At 67.6% G+C, this 19980-nt stretch carries 20 protein-coding genes; 11 read left to right on the forward strand and 9 right to left on the reverse strand.

What is annotated here, in order from left to right:
* The first annotated feature begins 4 nt into the window (after positions 1-4).
* Positions 5-874: a carbon-nitrogen hydrolase family protein gene (locus F804_RS0100630; protein ID WP_156845184.1), complete on the forward strand. Its 870-nt coding sequence runs from the start codon at positions 5-7 to the stop codon at positions 872-874.
* On the forward strand, positions 849-1361 hold the full coding sequence (locus tag F804_RS15175) for a MarR family winged helix-turn-helix transcriptional regulator (protein ID WP_022705806.1): 513 nt from the start codon (positions 849-851) through the stop codon (positions 1359-1361). The genes F804_RS0100630 and F804_RS15175 overlap by 26 nt, the downstream gene beginning before the upstream one ends.
* Here the strand turns inward: F804_RS15175 and ubiG are convergent.
* Positions 1334-2068, reverse strand: a complete 735-nt coding sequence (gene ubiG, locus F804_RS0100640; RefSeq protein ID WP_022705807.1) for a bifunctional 2-polyprenyl-6-hydroxyphenol methylase/3-demethylubiquinol 3-O-methyltransferase UbiG — start codon at positions 2066-2068, stop codon at positions 1334-1336. The two genes, F804_RS15175 and ubiG, sit on opposite strands and share 28 nt — an antisense overlap.
* A 48-nt stretch (positions 2069-2116) precedes the next feature.
* Between ubiG and pip the strand changes: the two genes are divergently transcribed.
* The 6 genes from pip (at position 2117) to infB (ending at position 9163) form a co-directional block, all read left to right on the forward strand.
* The gene (gene pip, locus F804_RS15180) at positions 2117-3121 is read left to right on the forward strand and encodes a prolyl aminopeptidase (RefSeq protein WP_022705808.1); all 1005 of its coding nucleotides are present in this window, start codon (positions 2117-2119) and stop codon (positions 3119-3121) included.
* Positions 3118-3561, forward strand: a complete 444-nt coding sequence (tspO, locus tag F804_RS0100650) for a tryptophan-rich sensory protein TspO (protein WP_022705809.1) — start codon at positions 3118-3120, stop codon at positions 3559-3561. The genes pip and tspO overlap by 4 nt, the downstream gene beginning before the upstream one ends.
* A gap of 137 nt (positions 3562-3698) precedes the next feature.
* Entirely contained in the window at positions 3699-4334 is a 636-nt protein-coding gene (gene rimP, locus F804_RS0100655) for a ribosome maturation factor RimP (RefSeq protein ID WP_022705810.1), read from the forward strand.
* Between the two features lie 3 nt (positions 4335-4337).
* A complete protein-coding gene (nusA, locus tag F804_RS0100660; protein WP_022705811.1) occupies positions 4338-5957 on the forward strand; it encodes a transcription termination factor NusA in 1620 nt (539 codons plus the stop codon).
* A gap of 24 nt (positions 5958-5981) precedes the next feature.
* A complete protein-coding gene (locus F804_RS0100665; protein WP_022705812.1) occupies positions 5982-6602 on the forward strand; it encodes an RNA-binding protein in 621 nt (206 codons plus the stop codon).
* Between the two features lie 8 nt (positions 6603-6610).
* Positions 6611-9163 (forward strand): translation initiation factor IF-2, encoded by a 2553-nt coding sequence (infB, locus tag F804_RS0100670; RefSeq protein ID WP_022705813.1) that lies wholly within the window; start codon positions 6611-6613, stop codon positions 9161-9163.
* A gap of 165 nt (positions 9164-9328) precedes the next feature.
* Here infB and F804_RS17740 read toward each other — a convergent pair whose 3' ends face one another.
* From F804_RS17740 to F804_RS0100690, 4 genes are all read right to left on the reverse strand, one after another.
* Complete coding sequence (locus F804_RS17740) at positions 9329-9457, reverse strand: hypothetical protein (protein ID WP_022705814.1); 129 nt, start codon at positions 9455-9457, stop codon at positions 9329-9331.
* A gap of 120 nt (positions 9458-9577) precedes the next feature.
* On the reverse strand, positions 9578-9976 hold the full coding sequence (gene mutT / locus F804_RS0100680) for an 8-oxo-dGTP diphosphatase MutT (protein ID WP_022705815.1): 399 nt from the start codon (positions 9974-9976) through the stop codon (positions 9578-9580).
* Complete coding sequence (gene argJ, locus F804_RS0100685) at positions 9973-11226, reverse strand: bifunctional glutamate N-acetyltransferase/amino-acid acetyltransferase ArgJ (RefSeq protein ID WP_022705816.1); 1254 nt, start codon at positions 11224-11226, stop codon at positions 9973-9975. Before argJ ends, mutT begins: the two co-directional genes overlap by 4 nt.
* Positions 11226-12059 carry a peptidylprolyl isomerase gene (locus F804_RS0100690; protein ID WP_022705817.1) on the reverse strand — a complete coding sequence of 278 codons (834 nt, stop codon included), beginning with the start codon at positions 12057-12059 and terminating at the stop codon, positions 11226-11228. Before F804_RS0100690 ends, argJ begins: the two co-directional genes overlap by 1 nt.
* 211 nt (positions 12060-12270) lie before the next feature.
* On the opposite strand from F804_RS0100690, the gene secA reads away from it, so the two are divergent.
* Positions 12271-14976 (forward strand): preprotein translocase subunit SecA, encoded by a 2706-nt coding sequence (gene secA / locus F804_RS0100695; RefSeq protein ID WP_022705818.1) that lies wholly within the window; start codon positions 12271-12273, stop codon positions 14974-14976.
* Between the two features lie 135 nt (positions 14977-15111).
* Here the strand turns inward: secA and fmt are convergent, their stop codons facing one another.
* From fmt to def (F804_RS0100715), 4 genes are read right to left on the reverse strand one after another with little or no spacing between them, the layout of a single operon-like run.
* On the reverse strand, positions 15112-16005 hold the full coding sequence (gene fmt / locus F804_RS0100700; protein WP_022705819.1) for a methionyl-tRNA formyltransferase: 894 nt from the start codon (positions 16003-16005) through the stop codon (positions 15112-15114).
* 28 nt (positions 16006-16033) lie between these two features.
* Positions 16034-16534: a peptide deformylase gene (def, locus tag F804_RS0100705; RefSeq protein ID WP_022705820.1), complete on the reverse strand. Its 501-nt coding sequence runs from the start codon at positions 16532-16534 to the stop codon at positions 16034-16036.
* Complete coding sequence (locus F804_RS0100710) at positions 16535-17032, reverse strand: peptide deformylase (RefSeq protein ID WP_022705821.1); 498 nt, start codon at positions 17030-17032, stop codon at positions 16535-16537.
* Positions 17025-17546 carry a peptide deformylase gene (gene def, locus F804_RS0100715; protein ID WP_022705822.1) on the reverse strand — a complete coding sequence of 174 codons (522 nt, stop codon included), beginning with the start codon at positions 17544-17546 and terminating at the stop codon, positions 17025-17027. The genes F804_RS0100710 and def (F804_RS0100715) overlap by 8 nt, the downstream gene beginning before the upstream one ends.
* A 93-nt stretch (positions 17547-17639) precedes the next feature.
* Here def (F804_RS0100715) and F804_RS0100720 point away from each other — a divergent pair, with 93 nt between their 5' ends.
* Together F804_RS0100720 and F804_RS0100725 are read left to right on the forward strand one after the other, a co-directional pair.
* Complete coding sequence (locus F804_RS0100720) at positions 17640-18824, forward strand: MalY/PatB family protein (protein ID WP_022705823.1); 1185 nt, start codon at positions 17640-17642, stop codon at positions 18822-18824.
* A gap of 68 nt (positions 18825-18892) precedes the next feature.
* Positions 18893-19855 (forward strand): acetyl-CoA carboxylase carboxyltransferase subunit alpha, encoded by a 963-nt coding sequence (locus tag F804_RS0100725; RefSeq protein ID WP_156845185.1) that lies wholly within the window; start codon positions 18893-18895, stop codon positions 19853-19855.
* The last annotated feature ends 125 nt before the right edge of the window (positions 19856-19980 follow it).

Consider the following 19980-nt stretch of genomic DNA (forward strand, 5'->3'; position numbering starts at 1 on the left):
CTCGCTGACGGTGGGGCTGGTGCAGCTGAGCGTGGGGGACGACCCCGCAGCGAACCTGCAGACCACGATCCCGCTGATCCGCGAGGCCGCAGCCTCGGGCGCAGGGCTGATCCTGACGCCCGAGGCCACGAACATCCTGTCGCCCTCGCGCGACCGGCAGCGTGCGGTCCTGGAACCCGAACATCGCGACCGGACCCTGGCCGCCCTGCGGACCGAGGCGCGGCGCGCGCGCGCATGGCTGATGGTCGGATCGCTGGCGCTGCTGACGGACGATCCCGACGGCCGCTTTGCCAATCGCAGCCTGCTGATCGCCCCGGACGGCACCGTCGCCGCGCGATACGACAAGCTGCACATGTTCGACGTCACCATCAGCCCGACCGAGAGCTTTCGCGAAAGCGCGGCCTATCGCCCCGGCGACAGGGCCGTCGTCGCGGATGCGGGCGGGGTGCGGCTGGGCATGACCGTGTGCTACGACCTGCGCTTTCCGCACCTGTACCGGCGGCTGGCGCAGGCCGGCGCGCAACTGCTGACGGTGCCCTCGGCCTTCCACCCCGAAACCGGCGCCGCCCATTGGGAGGTGCTGCTGCGTGCCCGCGCGATCGAGACGGGCTGCTTCGTGCTGGCGCCCGCGCAATGCGGCACCCATCCCTGCCCGCACAGCCCAGACCGGACACCCCGCCGCAGCCATGGCCGCAGCCTGGTCGTCGACCCCTGGGGCAAGGTGCTTGCGGATGGCGGGACGGAACCCGGCGTCACGACGGTTTCGCTTGACCTTCAGGCGGTTGGCGATGCACGTTCCCGCATCCCTTCCCTGACGCATGACCGTCCCTTTGCGGGACCCCGAGGCTATGACGAAACCTGTGAACCGCAATGATGCCGGCCACCTGAACGGCGGGCTGGCCGCAAGCCTGTTCGCCGAGGTGCTGATCGCGGATCAGCTCTCTCGCAACCTGATCGGCAAGGCGTTGCCGCGCGGGATGCAGATTTCGCATTTCTCGGTCCTGAACCTACTGGCCCATGTGAACGAGGAACGCACCCCCGCCCAGCTGGCCGAGGCGTTCCACGTCACCCGCGGCGCGATGACGAACACGCTGTCGCGGCTGGAATGGGCGGGGCATATCCATATCCGCCCCGACTGGGACGATGCGCGGCGCAAGTTCGTGTCGATCAGCCGCACGGGGCGCGAGGCCCGCGACCAGGCGATCGCGGCCTTCATGCCGCTGATCGCGGGCGTGGTCCGCGACATCGGCGCCGACCGGGTCCGCAGCGCCCTGCCCGTCCTGCGCGAATTGCGCAGCCGGCTGGAGGAGGATCCGCCCAGCGCCGAGGACGCTCAGGGCGCGCGCGACGTCAGCAGATAGTTCACCGACAGGTCGGTCGCGGACAGCCGCCAGCCGAAGCTGACGGGGTTGAACACCATCCCGCAGCGATCGACGGGCAGCAGCCCGCCGCGTTCGGCCATCGCGGCCAACTCGTCCGGCGTCGGGAACCGCTGCCAGTCATGCGTGCCGCGCGGCAGCCAGCGCATCACCCATTCCGCGCCCACAATCGCCGCAAGGAAGCTTTTGGTCGTGCGGTTCAGCGTGGACAGGATCACCAACCCGCCGGGACGGACCAGCCTGCGGCAGGTGGCGACGAACTCGGCCGGATCGGCGACATGCTCGACGATCTCCAGCGCCAGGACCACGTCGAAGACCTCGCCCGCCTCGACCAGCGCCTCGGCGGTGGTCGCGCGATAGTCGATGTCCAGACCCTGCGCCTCGGCATGGGTGCGGGCGACGTTGATGTTCAGCTCGGCCGCGTCGGCGCCGACGACCGTGGCGCCCAGCCGGGTCATCGGTTCCGCGACCAGCCCGCCGCCGCAGCCGATATCCAGCACGCGCAGCCCCTCGAAGGGGCGCGCCTCGCGGCGGTCGCGTCCGAACTCGGTCCCGATCTGGGTGGTGATGTAGTCCAGCCGGATGGGGTTCATCAGGTGCAGCGGGCGGAACTTGCCCTTCGGGTCCCACCATTCGGCGGCCATGGCCTCGAACTTGGCGATCTCGGCGGGGTCGATGCTGGCGCTCATGCGGGCGTCCTTCTGGCAGGCGTCGTCTGTCTGTCTTATATAGGGGGCATGGACCGATTGGCAGGACAAATCACCGCGTCACATGGACGCCTTCACCCGGCCTCCGAGCCCTTCGCCCGCCACATGCTGGAGGTGGGCGACGGACATACCCTGTATGTCGAGGAATGCGGCAACCCCGCCGGACGACCCGTCGTCGTGCTGCATGGCGGACCGGGGGGCGGGTGCAGCCCGTTCATGCGCCGCTTCTTCGACCCTAGGCATTTCCGCGTCATCCTGTTCGACCAACGCGGCTGCGGGCGGTCCCGGCCCCAGGCCTCGGTCGAGGCCAACACCACCCCCCACCTGGTCGCCGATATCGAAACGATTCGCACGCGCCTGGGCATCGACCGCTGGCTGCTGTTCGGCGGCAGCTGGGGCGCGACCCTTGCCGTCGCCTATGCCGAGGCGCATCCCGACCGGGTGACGGGCCTCGTGCTGCGCGGCGTGTTCCTGGGCATGCAGACCGAGCTGGACTGGTTCTATGGCGGCGGCGCGGGGCGGTTCTTCCCCGACCTGTGGGCGCAGTTCCAGGAACCGATCCCTGAAGCCGAACGCGGCGACATGATCGCGGCCTATCACAAGCGGCTGTTCGATCCCGACGCCTCGCGGCAGGCGCGTTACGCGCAGCCCTGGCTGATGTGGGAAAACGCGCTGGCGGGGCTGCAATCGTCGGGGGGCAGCCACGCGCCCGCCGATTACGCCCGCGCCTTCGCCCGGCTCGAGAATCACTTCTTCAGCAATGCCTGCTTCTTGGAAGAAGGCCAGCTGCTGCGCGACCGCCACCGGATCGAGCATCTTCCCGCCGTGATCGTTCAGGGCCGCTATGACATGGTCTGCCCACCCGCCAGCGCATGGCGGCTGGCCGATGGCTGGGGGCGCTGCCAGCTGCGGCTGGTGCCCGCATCGGGCCATGCCCTGTCCGAACCCCGCATCACCGCGGAACTGGCGGGCGTGATGGACCAGATCCGCGACGACGACCGCGCCAGGGCCGGCACAGAAGGACGCGACGCATGAACCTGTTCCTCGTGTTCCTGCTGGCAAGCGCGGCCGCCGCGACGACCGGCATCGTGTTCAAGCCCGGCGCCTGGTATGACGGGCTGCGCAAGCCCGGCTTCACCCCGCCGAAATGGGCGTTTCCCGTGGCCTGGACCGCGATCTATCTTCTGTCGGCCTATGCCGCATCGCGCATCGCTCCGCTGCCCGGGGCGGGCATGGCCTTGGCGCTGTGGGCCGCGCAGATCGCGCTGAACACGCTGTGGACGCCGCTGTTCTTCGGGGCGCACCGGATGGCGCTGGCGATGGTCTGCATGCTGACCCTGCTGGTGACGGTGCTGGCCATGACGCTGGCCTTCTGGCGGCTGGACTGGCTGTCGGGGCTGATGATCCTGCCCTATCTGGGCTGGCTGGTCGTGGCGGCGGGGCTGAACTGGCGGATCTGGCGCGACAACGCCTGATCGCGGTCGCGCTTGCATTTGGGGGGAAGCGGCGCTATATGCCCAGCAAGACAGCGGTGCAGGGGTCCAAACCCTGCCCACCGGAAATTCCGCATGGGGGCCGCTGACGGCCCCTTTTTCATGTCCGAGAGGATCTCATGTCGAACGATCTGCCCGTCTCGAACGACCTCATCGCCAAGACCGCGATCGACCGTCGCCTGGCCGAGATCATCATTCCGGTGATCGAGGATATGGGCTTCGAACTGGTGCGCGTGCGCCTGCAGGGCGGCAAGACGCCGCTGCTGCAGATCATGGCCGACCGCCCCGAGGGCGGCATCAACGTGGACGACTGCGCCGAGATCTCGACCGCGGTCAGCGCCACGCTGGACGTCGAGGATCCGGTCGAGGACGCCTACAACCTCGAGGTCAGCAGCCCCGGCATCGACCGGCCGCTGACCCGCATGAAGGATTTCGAGACCTTCGAGGGCTACGAGGTCAAGCTGGAGACGAACCAGCAGATCGACGGCCGCAAGCGCTGGAAGGGCATCCTTGCAGGCACCGAGGGCAACGAGGTCCTGATCAACATCGAGGAAGCCGGCGAGACGCACACGATCGGCCTGGATTTCGACTGGCTGTCGGATGCCAAGCTGGTGCTGACCGACGAGCTGATCAAGGAAATGCTGCGTCAGAAGAAGGAAGCCGGGGTCGAGATCGACAACCTGGACGAAACCGCCTTCGACGAGATCGAAACCGACGACCAAGATGGCGCAGACGGCGCCGAAACGAAGGAGTGAGCGATGGCGATCACCTCTGCCAATCAGCTGGAACTGCTGCAGACGGCCGAAGCCGTCGCACGCGAGAAGATGATCGACCCCGAGCTGGTCATCGAAGCCATGGAGGACAGCCTCGCCCGTGCCGCCAAGTCGCGCTACGGGGCCGAGATGGACATCCGCGTGAAGATCGACCGCCGCAACGGCAACGCGACCTTTACCCGCGTCCGCACCGTCGTCGCCGATGACGAGGTCGAGAACTACCAGGCGCAACTGACCGTCGAGCAGGCCCGCCCCTATCTGGACGAGCCCAAGGTCGGCGACGAGATCACCGACCAGGTCCCGCCCGTGGAACTGGGCCGCATCGCCGCCCAGTCGGCCAAGCAGGTCATCCTGCAGCGCGTCCGCGAGGCCGAGCGCGACCGCCAGTACGAGGAATTCAAGGATCGTGCCGGCACCATCATCAACGGCATCGTCAAGCGCGAGGAATACGGCAACATCATCGTCGATGTGGGCCGTGGCGAGGCGATCCTGCGCCGCAACGAGAAGATCGGCCGCGAAAGCTATCGCCCGAACGACCGCATCCGCGCCTATGTGAAGGATGTCCGCCGCGAGAACCGCGGCCCGCAGATCTTCCTGTCGCGCACCGATCCGCAGTTCATGGCCGAGCTGTTCAAGATGGAAGTGCCGGAAATCTATGACGGCGTCATCGAAATCAAGGCCGTGGCCCGCGACCCCGGTTCGCGCGCGAAGATCGCCGTCATCAGCTATGACAACTCGATCGACCCGGTCGGCGCCTGCGTCGGCATGCGCGGCAGCCGCGTTCAGGCCGTGGTCGGCGAATTGCAGGGCGAGAAGATCGACATCATCCCCTGGAACGAGGATCAGGCCACCTTCCTGGTGAACGCCCTGCAGCCCGCCGAGGTCAGCAAGGTCGTCTTCGACGAGGAAGCCAACAAGATCGAGGTCGTCGTCCCCGAGGAGCAGCTGTCGCTGGCCATCGGCCGCCGCGGCCAGAACGTGCGCCTTGCCAGCCAGCTGACGGGCCTAGACATCGACATCCTGACCGACGAGGAGGAATCCAAGCGTCGCCAGGCCGAGTTCAACGCCCGCACCGGCCTGTTCATGGAGGCGCTGGACCTGGACGAGTTCTTCGCCCAGCTGCTGGTGGCCGAAGGCTTCACCACGCTGGACGAGGTCGCCTATGTCGACCAGGACGAGCTTCTGTCGATCGAGGGCGTGGACGAAGGCACCGCCGAGGAGCTGCAGGCCCGCGCCCGCGACGTCCTCGAGGCCAAGAACAAGGCCGCGCTTGCGGCAGCCCGCGAACTGGGCGCCGAGGACAGCCTCATTGAATTCGACGGCCTGACACCCCAGATGGTCGAGGCGCTTGCCAAGGATGGCGTGAAGACGCTGGAAGACTTCGCGACCTGCGCGGACTGGGAACTTGCCGGTGGCTGGACCACCGTCAACGGCCAGCGCGTCAAGGACGAGGGGCTTCTCGAACCCTTCGAGGTCACCCTGGAAGAGGCGCAGACCCTCGTGATGACGGCCCGCGTTTCGTTGGGCTGGGTCGATCCGGCCGAACTCGAGACCGAGGAAGAGCCGGTCGAGGACGAGATCGACGACGAGGAGACCGGGGCCTGATGCGCCCCGGACTGGAGGGCAGGATTGAGCCGAGGCGGACGCAACAATGACCGGGAGGACCCCGAACGCCGCTGCATAGCGACGGGCGAGGTCCAACCCAAGAGAGGGCTGATCCGCTTCGTGATCGGCCCCGAGGACCAGGTCGTTCCCGACCTGGCCGAGAAACTGCCCGGCCGCGGCATCTGGGTTGCGGCCGATCGCGACGCGCTTGAAAAGGCGACCTCGAAGGGTCTCTTTTCGCGGGCGGCGCGGACGAAGGTGACGGTGCCCGCCGACCTCGTGGCCCAGGTCGAGGACGGCCTGGCCAGGCGGGTTGTCGAACTGGTATCGCTGGCGCGAAAGACCGGAAAGGCCGTCGCCGGCTTCGAGAAGGTCAAGGGCTGGCTGGCCGAGGGACGCGCGAAGGTGCTTCTCCAGGCCAGCGACGGGTCCGAACGCGGCAAGGGAAAACTGTGGACTCCGACCGGCGGACGCTGGTTCGGGTGCCTTACCGCATCAGAATTGGGTTTGTCCTTCGGGCGTGATCATGTCATACACGGCGCGCTTGCGGCGGGTGGCCTGACGGACAAGGTGATCTTGGAAGCCGGCAGACTGACGGGTCTGCGCGGGCATGACGGCGGCAATTCGGCTGCCGGGAAGGAATGAAGACGCATATGAGCGACAAAGACGGAAAGAAGCCCCTGGGCGTCGGCGGCAGCGGCCGCTCGGGCCAGGTCAAGCAGAGTTTCAGCCATGGCCGCACGAAAAGCGTGGTCGTGGAAACCAAACGCAAGCGCGTCGTCGCCAAGCCCGGCGCCGGCGCTTCCCAGCCTGCCGACAAGGCAAAGACGCCGCTGACCGCGCGCGTCGCTGGTGACCCCTCGAAACGCCCGGCGGGCATCTCGGATGCCGAGATGGAGCGCCGCCTGAAGGCGCTTGCCGCAGCCAAGGCCCGCGAGGCCGAGGATGCAGAGCGCCGCGCGGCCGAGGAAAAGGCACGCGAGGAAGAACGCGAGCGCCGCCGCGCCGATATCGAGGCGAAGGCCCGCGAAGAGCGCGAGCGCGAAGAGGCCCTGAAGGCCAAGGCCGAGGAAGAGGCACGCGCCGCGCGCGAGGCCGAGGAAGCCAAGGCCCGCCAGAAGGAAGACGCCAAGCGCGAAGCGCGTCCGAAGCCCGCAGCGGCATCGGCCAAGCCCTCGGCGCCCGACCAGGCGACCATCGAGGCCGCCGCCGCGCGCGCCGAGACCAAGGGCGTCGCCAACACGCAGCGCAAGCCCGAGCGTGAGCGCAACGAGCGCGAGAACCGCAACAAGGGCGGCCGCGACGACAACCGTCGCTCCGGCAAGCTGTCGCTGAACCAGGCGCTGAACGGCGAAGGTGGCCGCCAGCGCAGCCTGGCCGCGATGAAGCGCAAGCAGGACAAGGCTCGCCAGAAGGCCATGGGTGGCAGCGCCCGTGCCGAGAAGCAGGTCCGCGACGTCCAGCTGCCCGAGACGATCGTCGTCTCGGAGCTGGCGAACCGCATGGCCGAACGCGCAGCCGACGTGGTCAAGTCGCTCATGAAGATGGGCATGATGGTCAGCATGAACCAGGCCATCGACGCTGACACCGCGGAACTGGTGATCGAGGAATTCGGCCACCGCACCGTGCGCGTCAGCGACTCGGACGTGGAACAGGTCATCGACAGCGTCGAGGACAAGGCCGAGGACCTGCAGGGTCGCCCGCCGATCATCACGATCATGGGCCATGTCGACCACGGCAAGACTTCGCTTCTGGACGCGATCCGCAAGGCGAACGTCGTCTCGGGCGAGGCCGGCGGCATCACCCAGCATATCGGCGCCTATCAGGTGAAGGCGGAATCGGGGGCGGTGCTGACCTTCCTCGACACGCCGGGCCACGCGGCATTCACCTCGATGCGTGCCCGCGGTGCGAACGTGACCGACATCGTCGTCCTGGTCGTCGCGGCGGATGACGCCGTGATGCCGCAGACGGTCGAGGCCATCAACCACGCCAAGGCGGCGGGTGTGCCGATGATCGTCGCGATCAACAAGGTCGACAAGCCGACCGCCGACGTCCAGAAGGTCCGCACGGCCCTTCTGCAGCACGAGGTCGTGGTCGAGCAGATGTCCGGCGACGTGCAGGATGTCGAGGTTTCGGCCAAGACCGGCAAGGGCCTGGACGCCCTGCTGGAAGCCATCGCGCTTCAGGCAGAGATCCTGGAACTGAAGGCCAACCCCGCTCGCGCCGCCCAGGGCGCCGTGATCGAGGCACAGCTGGACGTGGGCCGCGGCCCCGTGGCGACCGTCCTGGTGCAGCACGGCACCCTGCGTCGCGGCGACATCTTCGTCGTCGGCGAACAGTGGGGCAAGGTGCGCGCGCTGATCAACGACCAGGGCGAGCGCGTCGAGGAGGCCGGTCCGTCGGTCCCCGTCGAGGTACTGGGCCTGAACGGCACGCCGGAAGCCGGTGACGTGCTGAACGTGGTCGAGACCGAGGCCCAGGCCCGCGAGATCGCCGAGTTCCGCACCCAGCAGGCCAAGGACAAGCGCGCAGCCGCAGGTGCGGCGATCACGCTGGACCAGATGCTGGCCAAGGCGAAGGCCGACCAGACCGTCGCCGAACTGCCGGTGGTCGTGAAGGCCGACGTGCAGGGCTCGGCCGAGGCGATCGTCCAGGCGCTGGAGAAGGTCGGCAACGACGAGGTCCGCGTCCGCGTGCTGCATTACGGCGTCGGTGCGATCACCGAATCCGATATCGGTCTGGCCGAAGCAAGCCAGGCGCCGGTCATCGGCTTCAACGTCCGTGCGAACGCTCCGGCCCGCAACTCGGCCAACCAGAAGGGCGTCGAGATCCGCTACTACTCGGTCATCTACGACCTGGTGGACGACATCAAGGCGGCCGCATCGGGCCTGCTGTCGGCGGAAGTGCGCGAGAACTTCATCGGCTATGCCGAGATCCGCGAAGTCTTCAAGGTCACGGGCGTCGGCAAGGTCGCAGGCTGCCTGGTCACCGAAGGCGTTGCACGCCGCAGCGCGGGCGTCCGCCTGCTGCGCGACAACGTGGTGATCCACGAAGGCACGCTGAAGACGCTCAAGCGCTTCAAGGACGAGGTCAAGGAAGTGCAGTCCGGTCAGGAATGCGGCATGGCCTTCGAGAACTACGACGACATCCGCCCGAGCGATGTCATCGAGATCTTCGAGCGGGAAGAGGTCGAGCGCACGCTCTGATCCCTTCCGGTTCCGGATGACGAAAGGGGCGGCCATCTGGCCGCCCCTTTTCGCATTCCGGGTCCGCTGCCTGTGGGCAAAAGAAAAAGGGGCAGTCCGAAGACTGCCCCTTCCCCCTCCTCCCGGATGTCGGGCCGGTCCCTCCCAAGACCGGCGCGCGGGAATTCAGCGTGCGACCGGCTTGCCCTCGTAGGTGCGGTTGCCGACGCGGACCACGATGTTGCCATCTGCGGTCGAGCCCTCGAAAAGGCCCTGAACGGAAATGTAGCTTCCGACGGAAATGGTGCGGATCATGTCAAGCCTCCTTTGCGCCCAATCCAAAGGTAGTCATGAAATGGTTAAAAAAGCATACAGAACGCGCTCAATAGATCGCGTGGCAGGCATTATTGCAAGGGAAAATCGGGAACCGTGACCCTAGAGCCACATCTGCAGGGCCGGGATCAACGGGATATCCGCCGCGGGCATGTCGTAATTGCGCAAATCGCGGGCATAAGACCAGGCCAGACGCTGTCCCTCGCGCGGTTGCACGATTCCCTGCCACTTGCGGCAGGCAAAGACCGGCATCAGCAGGTGGAACGATTCGTAGCTGTGGCTGGCAAAGGTCAGCGGCGCGAGGCAGCTTTCCCAGGTCTCGATGCCCAGCTCCTCGTGCAGTTCGCGGATCAGGGCGGCCTCGGGGGTCTCGCCGGGTTCGACCTTGCCGCCGGGGAACTCCCACAGGCCGGCCATGGACTTGCCCTCGGGGCGCTGTGCCAGCAGCACGCGCCCCTCGGGGTCGATCAGCGCAACGGCAGATACCAGGACCGTCTTCACGACCGGTAATCCGCGTTGATGTCGATATAGCCGTGGGTCAGATCGCAGGTCCACACGGTCTGCGCGCCCTGCCCCAGCCCCAGGTCCACCGCGATGCGCAGGTCCTGGTTCTTCATGTAGGCGCTGGCCTCGGCCTCGTCGTAATCGGGATCGCGCCAGCCGTCGCGGGCCACGACCATGTCGCCGAAGGCGATGGACAGACGGTCGCGGTCGGCATTCGCGCCGGACTTGCCCACCGCGGCTACGATGCGGCCCCAATTCGCGTCCTCGCCCGCGATGGCGGTCTTGACCAGCGGCGAATTGGCGATCGACATGGCGACCAGGCGCGCATCGGCATCGCTGTCGGCACCGGTCACGGCGATCTCGACGAACTTGGTGGCGCCCTCGCCGTCACGCACGACCAGATGCGCCAGTTCGCGCATCACGCCGTGCAGCGCGGTCACGAAGGCCGCACCCACGCCATCCTGCAACGAGGTGATCGGCGCCGCAGTGGACCGGCCCGTCGCCGCCAGGATCAGCGCGTCCGAGGTCGAGGTGTCGCTGTCCACGGTGATCGCGTTGAAGCTGCCGTTCAGCCCGCCCGTCAGTGCCTGCTGCAGCAGGTCCGCCGAAATCGCCGCGTCGGTGAAGACATAGACGAGCATCGTCGCCATGTCCGGCGCGATCATCCCCGACCCCTTGGCGATGCCTGCGATGCGGATCTCTCCGCCCTCGCCCGCGACGGTCGCGGATGCACCCTTGGGGAAGGTGTCGGTCGTCATGATCGCGCGCGCGGCTTCGGCCGCACCTGCCGGGTCCAGCGCGCCTGCAAGGCCGCCGATCGCCGCGACGATGCGGTCATGGGGCAGCGGTTCCCCGATCACCCCGGTCGAGGACGAGAAGACCCGCGATGCGGGCAGCGACAGGGCCGATGCGACGGCCCCCGTCACGGCATCGACCGATTCCTGCCCGCGCGCGCCCGTGAAGGCGTTGGCATTGCCGGAATTGATGATGATCGCGGCACCTTCGGGCGCGTCGCCCCCCTGTGCCAGCTTGGCCTGGTTGTCCAGCACGCAGGCCGCACGGGTCGAGGAACGCGTGAACGCCCCCGCCACCGTGCTGCCCGGTGCCACGCGGATCAGCGTGACATCGGTGCGGCCCTGGTATTTCACGCCCGCGGCGGCGCTGGCGAATTCCACGCCCTCGATCACCGGAAGATCGGGGAAGGACGCGGGTGCAAGGGGCGAGACGGGAAGCCCGGCCTTGCCCATCACTCGGTCTCCAGCAGGCTGTCGTCCTGCAGCAGCGCGGGGTCCAGATCCTCGGTCTTCGTGACCTCGGCCTCGCCCGCGATGCGCTCGATCTCGGCCTCGACCTTCTCGCGGCGGACCATCTGCGCCAGTTCGCCCCGGACCTCGTCCAGCGAGGGGGCCTCCTGCATGCGGGTCTCGTTCAGCTTGATGACGTGCCAGCCGAAATCGGTCTGCACCGGATCCGAGATCGCGCCCGGCTCCATCGCGGCGACGGCCTCGGCGAAGGGGGGGACCATCTGGTCGGCGGCGAACCATCCCAGATCGCCGCGGTTCGGACCGGACGGGCCGGTCGAGTGCTGTTCGGCCAGGTCGCCGAATTCCGCGCCGTCGTCCAGCTGCGCCTTGAGGTCCTTCGCCTCCTCCTCGGTCTCGACCAGGATATGGGCGGCGTTGTATTCCTTCACGGCCTCGGCTTCGGCGAACAGCTTGTCATAGGCCGCCTGCAGTTCCTCGTCCGAGGGCTCGGCCTCGGCCATCTGGCCCACGAAGGCGGTGGCGGCGGTGTTGCGGGCCTGCAGTTCCTGCTGGGCGCGCAGCATGGGCGTGTCCTCGGCGGCGCCGGCGACGGCGGCCTGGCGGACCAGCTGGTCCAGCAGCGTGTCCCACAGCGCCTCGGCGGGCATGCCGGCCATGGCCGGGTCCTGCACCGACTGGCGCATCACGATCATCTGGCCCAGGGTGATGTCCTGCCCGTCCACGGTCGCGACCACGGTATCGGCATCCTGCGCCTGCGCGGCAGCGGCCATCAGCGGCAGCGCCACGAATGCGGCCTTCAGAGTCGGTCGAAACATCGGGAAATCCCTTCAGATCACGGCACCGTGCCCGTCACGGGCATTGGCGCCAACATTGACAGTCAGGCAGGGCGGGCCTACATCCCGAAGCAACTCCGTGGAAGGCGCCGCCGCCGCGTTCGTTCAGGGCCCTGATACGGCAATGCGACCGGTGCGGGCAAGTGGCCCGCTGCTGACGCACCTTTCCCAACTATGTGATTGTGAAGGTAACATGCTCGGAACTCTGGCGAAGAAGGTCTTTGGCACGCCCAACGACCGCAAGGTGAAATCGACCCGCACGATGGTCGCCCGCATCAACGCCCTGGAGGAGCAGTTCGCAGCACTGTCCGACGAGGGCCTGGTCGAGAAGACCCGCGAATTCCAGGACCGCGTCGCCAAGGGCGAGAGCCTCGATGCCATCCTGCCCGAAGCCTTCGCCAACTGCCGCGAAGGGGCCCGCCGCGCCCTTGGCCTGCGGGCCTTCGACGTGCAGCTGATGGGCGGTATCTTCCTGCACGAAGGCAACATCGCCGAGATGAAGACCGGCGAGGGCAAGACCCTGGTCGCGACCTTCCCGGCCTATCTGAACGCGCTGACCGGCAAGGGCGTGCATGTCGTCACGGTCAACGACTACCTGGCCAAGCGCGATGCGGAATGGATGTCCAAGGTCTATGCCCAGCTGGGCCTGACCTGCGGCGTCGTCGTCCCCTTCCAGCCCGAGGACGAGAAGCGGCAGGCCTATGCCGCTGACGTGACTTATGCGACCAACAACGAGCTGGGCTTCGATTACCTGCGCGACAACATGAAGGGCAGCGTCGCGGAAATGGTCCAGCGCGGCCACCACTATGCCATCGTGGACGAGGTCGACAGCATCCTGATCGACGAGGCCCGCACGCCGCTGATCATCAGCGGCCCGTCGCAGGACCGGTCCGAGCTGTACCGCGTGCTGGACCAGTACGTGCCCCTGCTGACCGAGGAACACTACAAGCTGGACGAGAAGGCCCGCAACGCGACCTTCACCGAGGAAGGCAACGAGTTCCTCGAACAACGCCTGCAGGCCGATGGCGTCCTGCCCGAAGGCCAGACGCTGTACGATCCCGAATCGACGACCATCGTCCATCACGCCAGCCAGGCCCTGCGCGCGCACAAGCTGTTCCTGAAGGACCAGCACTACATGATCCGCGACGGAGAGGTCGCGCTGATCGACGAGTTCACCGGCCGCATGATGAAGGGCCGCCGCCTGTCGGACGGCCTGCACCAGGCGATCGAGGCCAAGGAAGGCGTCGAGATCCAGCCCGAGAACGTGACGCTGGCCAGCGTGACCTTCCAGAACTACTTCCGTCTCTATGAAAAACTGGGCGGCATGACCGGCACGGCCTCGACCGAGGCCGAGGAATTCGCCGAGATCTACAAGCTGGGCGTAGTCGAGGTTCCGACCAACCGCGGCATCGCGCGTCTTGACGAACACGACCGCGTCTATCGCACCGCGCAGGAAAAATATGCCGCCGTGATCGAGGCGATCAAGGAGGCCCACGCCAAGGGCCAGCCCACCCTGGTCGGCACCACCAGCATCGAGAAATCCGAGATGCTGTCCCAGCTGCTGACCCGCGACGGCGTCCCCCACAACGTCCTGAACGCCCGCCAGCACGAGGCCGAGGCCCAGATCGTCGCCGATGCCGGCAAGATCGGCGCGGTGACCATCGCCACCAACATGGCCGGTCGCGGCACCGACATCCAGCTGGGCGGCAATGTCGAGATGAAGGTCATGGAGGCCCTCAAGGCCGATCCCGAGGCCAATCCCGACGAGCTGCGCGCCCGCATCGAGGCCGAGCATGCGGACGAGAAGGCGAAGGTGCTGGAAGCCGGCGGCCTGTTCGTCCTGGGCACCGAACGCCACGAGAGCCGCCGTATCGACAACCAGCTGCGCGGCCGTTCGGGCCGTCAGGGCGATCCGGGCCGTTCGCTGTTCTTCCTGTCGCTGGACGACGACCTGATGCGCATCTTCGGGTCCGAGCGTCTGGACAAGGTCCTCTCGACGCTTGGCATGAAGGATGGCGAAGCGATCGTGCACCCTTGGGTGAACAAGTCGCTGGAACGCGCACAGGCCAAGGTCGAGGGTCGCAACTTCGACATCCGCAAGCAGCTGCTGAAGTTCGACGACGTGATGAACGACCAGCGCAAGGCGATCTTCAGCCAGCGCCGCGAGATCATGGACAGTGAGGAAGTGGGCGAGATCACCGCCGACATGCGCCACCAGGTCATCGACGACCTGGTCGAGGATTTCATGCCCGCGCGCAGCTATGCCGACCAGTGGGATGTCGAGGGGCTGGGCACCGCCATCCGCGAGCGGCTGAACATGAACCTGCCGCTGGCCGATTGGGCCGCCGAGGAAGGCGTGGACCAGGAAGCCATGCGCGAGCGCATCGTGGATGCGACCGACACCTACATGACCGAGAAGACCCAGGGCTTCGGCCCCGAGAACATGGCCATGATCGAGAAGCAGGTCCTGCTGCAGATGATCGACCAGAAATGGCGCGAGCATCTGCTCACGCTGGATCACCTGCGTTCGGTCGTGGGCTTCCGCGGCTATGCGCAGCGCGACCCGCTGTCGGAATACAAGACCGAGGCGTTCCAGCTGTTCGAATCGCTGCTGGACGGGCTGCGCTTCGACGTGACGCAGCGCCTGGCGCAGATTCGGCCCCTGACCGAGACCGAGCGCGAGGAGATGATGCGCCAGATGGCGGATCAGCAGAAGGCTGCGCAATCCGACCTGACCGCCGAGCATCCGGGCGACAGCGACGCCGCCGCCGAGGAGAACCCCGCGCGCCTGCCGGGCTTCGACGAGAACGACCCCTCGACCTGGGGGAACCCGTCGCGGAACGACCTGTGCCCCTGCGGTTCGGGCCAGAAGTTCAAGCACTGCCACGGCGCGATCTGATCGCGTGAAGTCGCGGGGAGCGATTGCGTCCCGCGACGGTTTCGGCCCGGCCGGGCGGGGCCAAGCCCCGCCGCGATCCGGACCGAAGGCCGGGGTGAACCCGGCCGGACCCGCCGCTTGCGGTGTCCTGCGGCCCTAGGTCAGGCGGTCGGGCAGCTTCCAGCCGCGCAGAAGATCACCGGCCGCCATCGGGCGCTTGCCCGCCGGTTGCGCCTGGAGGATGCGGATGGCCCCAGTGCCGCAGGCGACGGTCAGCCCCTCGATCAGCTGGCCCGGTTCCCCCTGCCCCTCGACCACGGTCGAGCGGAGCAGCTTCAGCCGTTCCTCGCCCATCATGCACCACGCGCCCGGAAAGGGTGACAGGCCGCGGATCTGGCGGTCCACCTCGGATGCGGGGCGAGTCCAGTCGATGCGGGCCTCGGCCTTGTCGATCTTGGCGGCATAGGTCACGCCCGCCTGCGGCTGGGGCGTCGCCTCCTTGGGCAGCGTCGAGAGCGTGCGCAGGATCAGCGACGCGCCGATCCCCGCCAGCCGGTCGTGCAGGTCCGAGGTCGTCTCGGACGCGCCGATGGGCGTCGTTTCCAGGTCGAGCACCGGACCCGTGTCCAGACCCGCCTCCATCTGCATGATCGCGATGCCGGTCTCCGCATCCCCCGCCATGATCGCGCGGTGGATCGGCGCGGCCCCGCGCCAGCGCGGCAGGATCGAGGCGTGGATGTTCACGCAGCCCAGTCGCGGCGCGTCCAGCACCGGCTGCGGCAGGATCAGACCATAGGCCACGACCACCGCCACATCGGCACCGAGATCCGCGAAGTCTTGCTGGTCGGCCGGATCGCGCAGCCTTTCGGGATGGCGCACCGGCAGGCCCAGCTCCTGCGCCGCAAGATGGACGGGCGAGGGTCGCGCCTTCTGGCCGCGCCCCGCCGCGCGCGGCGGCTGGGTATAGACGACCACGACCTCGTGTTCGGCTGCGATCGCGCGCAGCGCCGGGACGGAGAATTCGGGCGTTCCCATGAAGATCACGCGCATGGCGGTTTCCCTTCGATGCGTTTGCGGGTCAGCGGCGCGACAGCTTGGCGGATTTCTGGACCAGCATCTTGCGGCGCAGGGGCGACAGGTGATCGACATACATCTTGCCGTTCAGATGGTCGATCTGGTGCTGCACGCTGGTCGCCCAGAGGCCGACGAAATCGCGTTCCTCGGTCTGGCCGTCGGCATTCAGGAAGCGGACCGTGACCGCGCGCGGACGTTCGATCCGGGCGAAGACGCCGGGCAGGTTCGGGCTGGCCTCGTCATGGGCGCGCAGCTGCACGCTTTCGTGCAGGATCTCGGGATTGGCCATGCGGACGGCCTGGCCGCGCTTGTCCGAGGCATCGACCACGGCCAGGCGCATCGTGATGCCGATCTGGGGCGCGGCAAGGCCCACGCCGGGCATGGCATCCATCGTGGCGATCATGTCGTCCCAGATCATGCGGACGGTCTCGGTCACCTGGTCCACCGGGTCGGCGGGGCGGTGCAGGCGCGGATCGGCATAGGGGATGAAGGGGCGGGCAGGCATTCAGGACTCCGGTATCATGCGGCCGTCGAGGTGATCGGCCAGGTGCTGCGCGATGCGGGCGTCGGGCCCGTCCAGCAGCGCCTCGTGGTAACGCCCGTCCAGATCGTACCAGCCAAGCCGGATCTCGACGGGGCGATCGACATGGCAGGAGCGGTCCGGACGCGACAGGCAGGTCTCGATGCGGCTTTCGGTACGCTCGGACCGCCAGAGGATCTCGGGATCGATGCAGATGACGGGGGGGTCGCCCTCGATCACGAAGATGCGGTTCATGGCGCCGATCTGGGGCGCGGCGATGCCCCTGCCCCGTGCCAGCCGCAAGGTGGCGATCAGGTCCGAAACGATCCCGACGATCGCGCCGGCATCCAGCACCCCCGCGGGTTCGCAACGTTGCAGAAGGCGGGCATCGGGTGCCAGCAGCAGCTGGCGCGGCTGGCCCGAAGCCAGCCCCGGCAGGACCGGACGGGTTGCCCCGCCCCGACCTGCCAGCCCGTCAGCCACGCGCCCTCTCGCGCTTCAGCTTGACCATCTTGCGGGTGATCATCTGGCGCTTCATCGCAGAGAGGTGGTCGATGAACAGCACGCCGTCCAGGTGGTCCAGCTCGTGCTGGGCGCAGGTCGCCCACAGCCCGTCGAATTCCCGTTCGTGCATCGCGCCGTCCAGGCCCAGCCAGCGCATCTTGACCTCTGAGGGGCGCGTCACCTCGGCATACTGGTCGGGGATCGACAGGCAGCCTTCCTCGTAGACGTTGCGGTCATCCGAGGACCAGGTGATCTCGGGGTTGATCAGCACCAGGGGCGCGGGCTCGGCCTCGGGGTCGCGGGTGGCGTCCATGACGAAGATGCGGCTGTTCACGCCGATCTGCGGACCGGCCAGCCCGATGCCCGGCGCGTCGTACATGGTCGCAAGCATGTCGGCGGCCAGCGTCTCGACCTCGGGGGTGATGCGCGCGACGGGTTCGGCCACCTTCTTGAGGCGGGGATCGGGATGGATCAGGATCGGTTTCAGGCTCATTCCCGCGAAATAAGCCAAGCCTTCACCATAGGCAACATCCGGCGTATGCAAGGGGCCAAGGCCCTGAAACACAGCCAGACCCCTGGGGGACAGATGCACCAGCCCGATTTCGACGAGATCATCGACCGCACCGGCACCCGCTGCAGCAAGTGGGACGACATGGAGGCCGCCTATGGCGTGTCCCCCGACGACGGGCTGGCGATGTGGGTCGCGGACATGGACTTCCGCCCGCCCCAGGCGGTGCAGAAGGCGGTCGAACAGGCGGCGGCGCACGGGGTCTACGGCTATCCGGGGGCGAACCGGCCCTATCTGGACGCGATCTGCTGGTGGATGGCCGAACGCCACGGCTGGACGATCGAGCCGTCCTGGATCCTGACCTGCGCGGGGCTGGTCAACGGGGTCGCGATGGCGCTGGACGCCTTCACCGCACCGGGCGACGGGGTCATCGTGATGTCGCCGGTCTATCACGCCTTCGGGCGCGTCGTGAACGCATCGGGCCGCAAGCTGGTCGAGCTGCCGCTGGCGCAGCGCGACGGGATCTACGGCTTCGACTGGCCCGCATGGGAGGAGATGCTGACCGGCAACGAGCGGCTGATGATCCTGTGCTCGCCGCACAATCCCGGCGGCCGCATCTGGACCGCCGACGAGCTGACCGAGGTGGCCGAGTTCTGCCGCCGCCACGACCTGATCCTCGTGTCCGACGACATCCATTGCGACCTGGTGATGCCCGGCTGCGGGCCGCACCGGATGATCGCGACCGTCGCCCCCCAGATCGCCGACCGGCTGGTCACGCTGACCGCCGCCACCAAGACATTCAACATCGCGGGCGCGCATATCGGCAACGCGATCATCGCGGATGCGGGGCTGCGGGCGCGGTTCCAGGGGGCGCTTGCCGCGCGCGGCGTCTCGGCGGGGATGCTGGGCATGGACATGGTCGCAGCCGCCTATTCGCCCGAAGGCGCCGCCTGGGTCGATGCGCTGGTCGAATACCTGGACGGCAACCGCCGCATCTTCGACGAGGGCATCGCCACGATCCCCGGGTTGCGGTCCATGCCGCTGCAGGCGACCTACCTGTCCTGGGTCGATTTCTCGGGGACGGGGATGGCGCCTGCGGAATTCACCGCGCGCGTGCAGGACGGCGCCCGTATCGCGGCCAATCACGGCGCGACCTTCGGCACGGGCGGGGCGCAGTTCCTGCGCTTCAACATCGCCACGCCCCGCGCCCGCGTCACCGAGGCGGTGGCCCGCCTGCGACATGCCTTCGCGGACCTGCAATAAGCGGCCCGCGTTGCAACCGGCACGGGCCTTGCTTATACAGCCAGCGAAACAGAACCCAAAGGCGTCACCTGATGGTCTATCTTGATTTCGAAAAGCCGCTTGCCGACATCGAGGGCAAGGCCGAGGAACTGCGGGCCATGGGCCGCAAGGGCGAAGGCGCCGTCGATGTCGAGAAAGAGGCGGCCGCGCTGGACAAGAAGTCGCGCGACCTTCTCAAGGAACTGTATTCCAGCCTGACGCCCTGGCGTAAGGCGCAGGTGGCGCGTCACCCGAACCGTCCGCATTGCCGCGACTATATCGACGCGCTGTTCACCGAATACACGCCGCTTGCGGGCGACCGTGCCTTCGGCGACGACCATGCCGTCATGGGCGGCCTTGCGCGGTTCCAGGACAAGCCCTGCGTCGTCATCGGCCACGAGAAGGGCAACGACACCAAGTCGCGCCTGGTCCACAATTTCGGCATGGCCCGGCCCGAAGGCTATCGCAAGGCGATCCGCCTGATGGACATGGCCGACCGTTTCAACCTGCCGGTCATCACGCTGGTCGACACGCCCGGCGCCTATCCCGGCAAGGGCGCCGAGGAACGCGGCCAGTCCGAGGCCATCGCCCGCTCGACCGAGAAATGCCTCCAGGTCGGCGTGCCGCTGGTCTCGGTCGTGATCGGCGAAGGCGGATCGGGCGGGGCCGTGGCCTTCGCGACCGCGAACCGCATCGCGATGCTGGAACATTCGATCTACTCGGTCATCTCGCCCGAGGGCTGCGCCTCGATCCTGTGGAAGGACGCCGAACGCATGCGCGAGGCCGCCGAGGCCCTGCGCCTGACCGCGCAGGACCTGAAGAAGCTGGCGATCATCGACCGCATCATCGGCGAACCGATGGGCGGTGCGCAGCGCGCGCCCGCCGACGCGATCGCCGCCGTCGGCACCGAGATCGCGGCCATGCTGGACGACCTGTCGGGCAAATCCCCCGAGGAACTGGTCAAGGACCGCCGCGAGAAGTTCCTGAAGATGGGCTCGGTCGGCCTGGGCTGAACGGGTTTCGCGAAAACGTGACCAAAGCGCCACAGCGGGCCTGCAAGCACCGCTAGTGGCGCTTTTTCGTTTGCGCGACGGGCGGAACGCGGCAACGCTCCGCCCTGCCCGAAATGTCGTGAACG

Origin of the sequence: Paracoccus zeaxanthinifaciens ATCC 21588, from assembly GCF_000420145.1 — a bacterium.
Classification (GTDB): Bacteria; Pseudomonadota; Alphaproteobacteria; order Rhodobacterales; family Rhodobacteraceae; genus Paracoccus; species Paracoccus zeaxanthinifaciens.